The sequence below is a fragment of the Streptomyces sp. NPDC058157 genome, assembly GCF_042884105.1.
Taxonomy (GTDB): domain Bacteria; phylum Actinomycetota; class Actinomycetes; order Streptomycetales; family Streptomycetaceae; genus Streptomyces.
Window position 1 is genome coordinate 1 of sequence record NZ_JBHVUQ010000243.1, and the last position, 6,765, is coordinate 6,765.

General features: G+C 77.2%; 7 protein-coding genes and 1 pseudogene. 5 read left to right on the forward strand and 3 right to left on the reverse strand.

Translation table 11 applies throughout. The annotated features are described in order from the left end of the window. The first annotated feature begins 35 nt into the window (after window positions 1-35). Window positions 36-1,316 carry a VWA-like domain-containing protein gene (locus ACFVXK_RS34105; RefSeq protein ID WP_389619759.1) on the forward strand — a complete coding sequence of 427 codons (1,281 nt, stop codon included), beginning with the start codon at window positions 36-38 and terminating at the stop codon, window positions 1,314-1,316. Between the two features lie 19 nt (window positions 1,317-1,335). Here the strand turns inward: ACFVXK_RS34105 and ACFVXK_RS34110 are convergent, their stop codons facing one another. Then, a complete protein-coding gene (locus tag ACFVXK_RS34110) occupies window positions 1,336-1,617 on the reverse strand; it encodes a hypothetical protein (RefSeq protein WP_389619739.1) in 282 nt (93 codons plus the stop codon). Window positions 1,618-1,787: 170 nt separating this feature from the next. Between ACFVXK_RS34110 and ACFVXK_RS34115 the strand changes: the two genes are divergently transcribed. Continuing rightward, the gene (locus tag ACFVXK_RS34115) at window positions 1,788-2,852 is read left to right on the forward strand and encodes an NAD-dependent epimerase/dehydratase family protein (RefSeq protein WP_389619742.1); all 1,065 of its coding nucleotides are present in this window, start codon (window positions 1,788-1,790) and stop codon (window positions 2,850-2,852) included. A 34-nt stretch (window positions 2,853-2,886) separates the two neighbouring features. Here the strand turns inward: ACFVXK_RS34115 and ACFVXK_RS34120 are convergent, their stop codons facing one another. Both ACFVXK_RS34120 and ACFVXK_RS34125 read right to left on the reverse strand, forming a co-directional pair. After that, window positions 2,887-4,005 (reverse strand): sensor histidine kinase, encoded by a 1,119-nt coding sequence (locus ACFVXK_RS34120; RefSeq protein ID WP_389619745.1) that lies wholly within the window; start codon window positions 4,003-4,005, stop codon window positions 2,887-2,889. Continuing rightward, window positions 4,002-4,751: a response regulator transcription factor gene (locus tag ACFVXK_RS34125; protein ID WP_389619748.1), complete on the reverse strand. Its 750-nt coding sequence runs from the start codon at window positions 4,749-4,751 to the stop codon at window positions 4,002-4,004. The genes ACFVXK_RS34120 and ACFVXK_RS34125 overlap by 4 nt, the downstream gene beginning before the upstream one ends. Before the next feature lie 124 nt (window positions 4,752-4,875). Between ACFVXK_RS34125 and ACFVXK_RS34130 the strand changes: the two genes are divergently transcribed. From ACFVXK_RS34130 to ACFVXK_RS34140, 3 genes and pseudogenes are all read left to right on the forward strand, one after another. Further along, window positions 4,876-5,589, forward strand: coding sequence for a glycosyltransferase family 2 protein (locus ACFVXK_RS34130; RefSeq protein ID WP_389619750.1), 714 nt, complete (start codon window positions 4,876-4,878; stop codon window positions 5,587-5,589). Beyond that, the gene (locus tag ACFVXK_RS34135; protein WP_389619753.1) at window positions 5,586-6,215 is read left to right on the forward strand and encodes a DUF2064 domain-containing protein; all 630 of its coding nucleotides are present in this window, start codon (window positions 5,586-5,588) and stop codon (window positions 6,213-6,215) included. Before ACFVXK_RS34130 ends, ACFVXK_RS34135 begins: the two co-directional genes overlap by 4 nt. Next, window positions 6,212-6,765 (forward strand): annotated as a pseudogene (locus ACFVXK_RS34140) (class I SAM-dependent methyltransferase); the annotation flags it as partial. The gene ACFVXK_RS34135 and the pseudogene ACFVXK_RS34140, both read left to right, overlap by 4 nt.

Below are 6,765 nucleotides of genomic sequence, written 5' to 3' on the forward strand. Positions count from 1 at the left end.
CCACCCCGGCCCACTCGCGCCCGCGTCCGCGCCCCATGGCCCCTCCCCCGCCGCCGCGCCCGGTGCGGGCGGGGGTCCCCCGCCCGCCGCCGGGCGGCCCGGCGGTCCCGCTGGACACGGAGAAGCTGCTGGCCGCCCGGCTGCACGCGGCCACCGTCCGCCCGTACCTGGCCGGGGCGCTGTTCGCGCTGCACGTGGTGGAGGACCGGTCGGTGCCCACGATGGCGGTGGACGCCCACTGGCGCTGCTACGTCTCCCCGTCCTTCGTGGCGCGCACCCCGCTGGAGCAACTGGCCGGGGTGTGGGTGCACGAGGTCTCCCACCTGCTGCGGGACCACCACGAGCGCGGCGAGCGGTACGCGCGGGAGCACGGGGAGAGCGGTCCGGGGCAGCGGCTGCGGCAGAACATCGCCGCCGATTTCGAGATCAACGACGACATCTTCGGCGACGGCCTGCCCGTGCCCGCCGGGGCCGTGCGGCCGGCCATGACGGGCCTGCCCGACGGGCTGCTGATGGAGGAGTACCTGCGCCGGTTCTCGATGGCCGACCACACCCCGCAGCTGGCCTGGCTGGACTGCGGCAGCGGCGCCGACGGCTGGGCGCGGCCCTGGGACCGGGGACCGGACGGCGCGCACGGGCTGAGCCGGCAGCAGCGGGACGCGGTCCGCTTCCGGGTGGCCGAGGCGATCACCGGCCGGCCCGGGGACGCGCCGGAGGGCTGGCGGCGCTGGGCCGACGAGGCCTTCCATCCCCCGCAGCCGTGGCGGCAGTTGCTCGGCGCGGCGGTGCGGGCGGCCGCGGGCGGTCCGGGGGCGGAGGACCACAGCTACCGGCGGCCGTCGCGGCGTTCCGCCGGGGTTCCCGGCGTCGTGCTGCCCAGCCTGCGGCGGACGCCGCCCCGGGTCTGCGTGGTGATCGACACCTCCGGGTCGGTCAGCGACGCCGAACTCGGCACCGCGCTGCTGGAGGTCGCGGCGATCTCACGGGCGGTGGGTGGTCGCCGCGATCTGGTCTCCGTGATCTCCTGCGACGCGGCGGCGGGGGTGGCGGTACCGCTGTGCCGTGCCGAGAACCTGGAGCTGATCGGCGGCGGCGGTACGGACCTGCGGTCGGGCTTCGCCCGGGCGCTGCGCTCCAGCCCCCGCCCGGACGTGATCGTCGCGCTGACGGACGGGCAGACCCCGTGGCCCTCGGCCCGGCCGTCGTGCCGCACGGTCGTGGGCCTCTTCCCCCGCCCGGCCCCGGCCGATGACGAGGACGACCCCGACTTCCTCCCGGCGCCGCCCCCGTGGGCCCGCGTCGTCCACTTGGGCTGAGGCCCTGCGCGGCGGCGCCTCAGCCGCCGCACCCGTAGCGGGCGCTGCCGCAGCCGTCCGGCCCGTGCGTCCAGTGGACCCCGTCGGAGTCGCAGTCGTCGGCGGGGGCCCGGGGTTCGTCGGACACGACCAGCCATACGGCCATGAGCACGACGGGTGCGAGGGCGAGGGCGAGGATCCACCAGCCGATGGCGTCCTGGACCCCTTGGAGGTCGGAATCCGTCACGATCCAGATCAGCGTCCCCCAGACCGCCCAGCTCAACCCCGCGCCGACCACGGCCCGCCGTTCTTCCCGGTCCATGTCCCACCGTCCCCGTCACCGTCGTATCGGACGGATGTTCCCGGGGCACGGCAGCGGAACACTTGACTCCGTCACCCCCGGGTTGGTGGTCCGGGCCCGGGGGTGACGGAAGTCTTACGGGCCGGTGCGGGAGCCGCCGGCGCGGGGTGCGGTTCCGTAGCGTGGCCGCCATGCGGGTACTTGTCACAGGAGGAGCCGGGTTCATCGGCTCGCACGTCGTAGCCGTCCTGTCCGCCGGGGGGCACACCCCGGTGGTGCTGGACGCGTTGTCGCCCACCGCCCACCCGGGGGCTCCCGAGCTGCCGGACGCCGAGTTCGTCCGGGGGGACGTCCGGGACGCGGAGGTGGTGGGGCGGGCTCTGCGCGGTGTGGACGCCGTGTGCCATCAGGCCGCGATGGTGGGTCTGGGGAAGGACTTCGCGGACGCGCCGGAGTACGTCGCCTGCAACGACCTGGGCACGGCGGTGCTGCTGGCCGGGATGGCGCAGGCCGGGGTGCGGCGGTTCGTGCAGGCGGGGTCGATGGTGGTGTACGGGGAGGGGCGCTACGTATGCGCGGAGCACGGGGTGGTGCGGCCGGGGCCCCGGGCGGTCGCGGATCTGGAGGCGGGCCGGTTCGAACCGCGCTGCCCGCGCTGCGGGGCCGGGCTCGTCCCCGGGCTGGTGGGCGAGGACGCGCCGGCGGATCCGCGGAACGTGTACGCGACGACGAAGCTCGCGCAGGAGCACCTGGCGGCCGCGTGGGCGCGGTCGACCAGCGGTACGGCCGTGTCGTTGCGCTACCACAACGTGTACGGGCCGGGGATGCCCCGGGACACGCCGTACGCGGGTGTGGCGTCCTTCTTCCGGTCCGCGCTGGCCCGGGGCGAGGCCCCGCGGGTGTTCGAGGACGGCGGGCAGCGCCGGGACTTCGTGCACGTGCGGGACGTGGCGCGGGCGAACGCGGTGGCGCTGGACGGTGCCGGGGGCCTGCCGGACGGCGGGCACAGGGCGTACAACGTGGGCAGCGGCGATCCGCACACCGTGGGGGAGATGGCCGCCGCGCTGTCGGCGGAGCACGGCGGCCCGGCTCCGGTGGTGACGGGCGAGTTCCGGCTGGGCGACGTCCGGCACATCACGGCGGACTCGTCCCGGCTGCGGGACGAGCTGGGCTGGCGTCCGGAGGTGGCCTTCGCCGCGGGGATGGCCGAGTTCGCCCGGGCCGGGCAGCGGGCCCCCGCCCCCGCCGCCGGGTAGAGCGGGCGGGGTACGGGCGTCCGGGGCGGGGGGCTCAGGCGTGCGCGCGGGCGAGGGGCAGGGTGACTTCGAAGCGGCAGCCGCCGGGCACGTTGTGGACGCGCGCCCGGCCGGAGTGGGCCTCGACGATGCCCCGGACGATCGCCAGCCCGAGCCCGGCGCCGGCCGGGGGCGTACGGGCGGGGTTGCCGCGCCAGCCGGTGTCGAAGACCTTCGGCAGGTCCGCCTCGGGGATGCCGCCGCAGCCGTCGGTGACGGACAGGACCGCGGTGTCCTCGTGCCGGTCGACGCGTACGGCGACGGTGCCGTCGGCGGGGGTGTGGCGGATGGCGTTGACGAGCAGGTTGGCCAGGACGCGGGTCATCTCCTTGCCGTCCACCTCGACCGGGACCGGGGCGATGTCGTCGCCGCACAGGCGTACGCCGCGCTCGCGGGCGATCGGGTCGGCGCCCAGGAGGGCGTCGGCCGCCAGGTCCCGCAGGGAGACGCGGCCGGGGGTCAGTTCGAGGGCCCCGGCGTGGATGCGGGAGAGCTCGAAGAGGTCGCCGACCATCGTGTCGAGCCGTTCGACCTCGGTGCGGATCTGCCGGTGGTAGCGGGCGGGGTCCGCGGCCATCCCGTCCTCCAGGGCCTCGGCCATGGCCCGGAGCCCGGCGAGCGGGGTGCGCAGGTCGTGGGAGATCCAGGCGACGAGCTCGCGGCGGGAGGACTCCAGGGCGCGCTCGCGCTCCCGGGAGGCGGTGAGCCGGGCGCTGGTGGCGGCGAGTTCACGGGTCACGGCGGCGAGTTCCGCGGTGGCCCGGGCCGGGGGCACGGCGAAGCTGCCGCCGTCGCCGAAGTCGCGGGCCGCGCGGGCGAGGTCGCGGCCGCGGGCCACGACCCACCGTCCGAGCACGAGGGCGGTGGCCAGGGAGACGACGGCGGCCATGGCGACCACGAGGGTGACGACGCTCAGGTCGTGCGGGGAGAGGAACATCGCCCGCGCGACGGCGAGGGTGCCCGCGAGCATGGCCGTGACGGCGACCGCGGCGACCACGATCAGGGAGACGGCGACGGAGCGGTGCCGCAGCAGGCGCAGCGCGACCGCGCCCAGCAGGCCGGCGCTCGCCGCGCCGCCGAACGCGAAGGCCGCGATCAGCAGGACGTCCTTCATGCGGCACCTTCCTCCCCGCCGGCCTCGAAGCGGTACCCGACGCCCCAGACGGTCCGGATGAGCCGCGGGGCCGCCGGATCGTCCTCGATCTTGGCGCGCAGGCGGCGTACGTGGACGGTGACGGTGGACAGGTCGCCGAACTCCCAGCCCCACACGTCCCGCATCAGCTCCTCGCGCCCGTGGGCCCGGCCGGGATGGCCGAGGAAGTGGGCGAGGAGGTCGAACTCCCTGAGGGTGAGCAGGAGTTCGCGCCCGTTGCGCTCGGCCCGGCGGGTCTTCGGGTCGAGCCGGATCCCCGCCCCGGTCAGCGGTGCGCCCGCGCCCGCGCCCGCGGCGGCGGCCGCGGGCGCCGCGGCCCGGCTGCGGCGCAGGACGGACTCGACGCGCAGGACCAGCTCGCGCGGGCTGAAGGGCTTGGTGACGTAGTCGTCCGCGCCGAGCTCCAGTCCGGCGATCCGGTCGTCCTCGTCGCCGCGCGCCGTCAGCATGATCACCGGAACGGGGCGCTCGGCGCGCAGCCGCCGGCAGACCTCCAGCCCGTCGATGCCGGGGAGCATGAGGTCGAGGACGACCAGGTCCGGGTCGTGCCGGGCGGCGGAGTCGAGGGCCGCGGGGCCGTCGGCGGCGTGGTGGACGCTGTGGCCGGCCCGGCTCAGGTAGCCGGTGACGACCTCGGCGACGGTGGGGTCGTCGTCGACGACGAGGACCCGGGCGGGCGGGGCGGGCGGGTGCGTGGCCGTGCTCATGACGGCAAGCCTCCCACCCGGGAGCCGTTCCGTCTGCGGCGGCCGGTCCCCGGACGGCCGACGTCCGCGTTTCGTAAGGAGTCGATGTCCGCTATGTCCCCGCAGAATTCCTACGGTGGCAGTCGTGACCGAACTTTCCGTGGACGTCGTCCTGCCCTGTCTGAACGAGGCCCGGGCCCTGCCCTGGGTCCTCTCCCGCATCCCCGCCGGCTGGCGGGCCCTGGTCGTGGACAACGGGTCCACCGACGGATCCGCCGGCATCGCCCGCTCCCTGGGCGCCACCGTCGTCACGGAGTCCCGGCGCGGCTTCGGGGCCGCCTGCCACGCCGGGCTCCTGGCCGCCGAGGCCGAGTACGTCTGCTTCTGCGACTGCGACGCCTCCCTCGACCCCGGCCTGCTGAACGGGTTCGTCCGCGCGGTCGCGGCCGGTGAGGCCGACCTCGTGCTCGGCCGCCGCCGCCCGCGGGGCCGGGGCGCCTGGCCCGCGCACGCCCGGGCGGGCAACCTCGCCCTCGCCCGGATGCTGCGCCGCCGCACCGGCCTGCGCCTGCACGACCTCGGCCCCCTGCGGGCCATGCGGCGCGAGGACCTGCTGCGCCTGCGGCTGACCGACCGGCGCTCCGGCTACCCGCTGCAGATGGTCGTGCGGGCGGCCGACGCGGGCTGGCGGGTGCGCGAGGAGGACGTGCCCTACCTGCCGCGCAGCGGCAGGTCCAAGGTCACCGGCACCTGGCGGGGTACCTGGCACGCCGTCCGCGACATGCGCGCCGTCCTCGCCGAGCCGCCGTACGTCCCCGCCGCCCCCGGCCGGGCCGAGCGGCCGGGGGGCGCCCGGTGACCAGCCTCCTCGTGATCGCCAAGGCTCCGGTGCCCGGCCGGGTCAAGACCCGGCTCACCCCGCCGTTCACCCCCGAGCAGGCCGCGGGGCTGGCCGAGGCCGCGCTCTCCGACACCCTGGCGGCGGCCGCGGCCACCCCGGCCGAGCGGCACGTGCTGGTGCTGGACGGCGCCCCGGGGCCGTGGCTGCCGCCCGGCTTCGAGGTCGTGCCGCAGCGCGGCGCGGGCCTGGACGAACGCCTCGCGGCCGCGTTCGCCGACTGCGCGGGCCCGGCGCTGCTGATCGGCATGGACACCCCGCAGGTGACCCCGGAGCTCCTGGCGCCCGCGCTGGTCTTCGACAGCTGCGACGCCTGGTTCGGCCCGGCCGCGGACGGCGGGTTCTGGGCCCTGGGGCTGGCGGCGGCGGACCCCGCGCTGCTGCTCGGCGTACCCATGTCCGTGCCCGAGACCGGGGCGGAGCAGTACGAACGGCTGCGCGCGGCCGGTCTGCGCACCCGGCTGCTGCCCCGGCTGCGGGACGTGGACACGGCCGTCGACGCCGCCGAGGTGGCCGCCCTCGCTCCGGCGGGCCGGTTCGCCGCGCGGTACCGGCAGCTCAGCGCGCGGACGCCGGTGGTCCGATGACCGCCCACGCCACCTCCCGGCCGCCCACCACCTCCCGGCCGCCCGCCGCCACCCAGCCCCCGGCCGGCCCCGGCCCCGCCTGGCGGGCCGACCCGTACACCCTGGCCCTGCGCACCGGGCGCGGTCCCCTGTTCCTGCGGCGGACGGACGGCTGGCTGCTGCCCCTGGACGTCGAACGCTGGTGCGCCGCGACCGACGCCGCCGACGAGAGCGTGCTGGCCCGCTGCCGCGGCAGCGTCCTCGACATCGGCTGCGGCCCCGGCAGGCTCGTCGCGGCGCTGGCCGAGCGGGGCCACCTCGCCCTGGGCATCGACGTGACCCCGGCGGCGGTGACCCGGACCGTGCGCCGCGGCGGTACGGCCCTGTGCCGCTCCGTCTTCGAGCCCCTGCCCGGCGAACGCCGCTGGGACACGGCCCTGCTGATCGACGGCAACATCGGCATCGGCGGCGACCCCGCCGCCCTGCTGGAGCGCACCGCGGCCCTGCTCGCGCCCGGCGGACGCCTGGTCGCCGAGACCGCGCCCGTGGAGGTCGACGAGCGGTGCGAGGT

Coding starts and splice junctions, on each gene's coding strand:
- ACFVXK_RS34105 (WP_389619759.1), top strand. CDS start 36: ATGGCCCCTCCCCCGCCGCCGCGCCCGGTGCGGGCGGGGGTCCCCCGC.
- ACFVXK_RS34110 (WP_389619739.1), bottom strand. CDS start 1,617: ATGGACCGGGAAGAACGGCGGGCCGTGGTCGGCGCGGGGTTGAGCTGG.
- ACFVXK_RS34115 (WP_389619742.1), top strand. CDS start 1,788: ATGCGGGTACTTGTCACAGGAGGAGCCGGGTTCATCGGCTCGCACGTC.
- ACFVXK_RS34120 (WP_389619745.1), bottom strand. CDS start 4,005: ATGAAGGACGTCCTGCTGATCGCGGCCTTCGCGTTCGGCGGCGCGGCG.
- ACFVXK_RS34125 (WP_389619748.1), bottom strand. CDS start 4,751: ATGAGCACGGCCACGCACCCGCCCGCCCCGCCCGCCCGGGTCCTCGTC.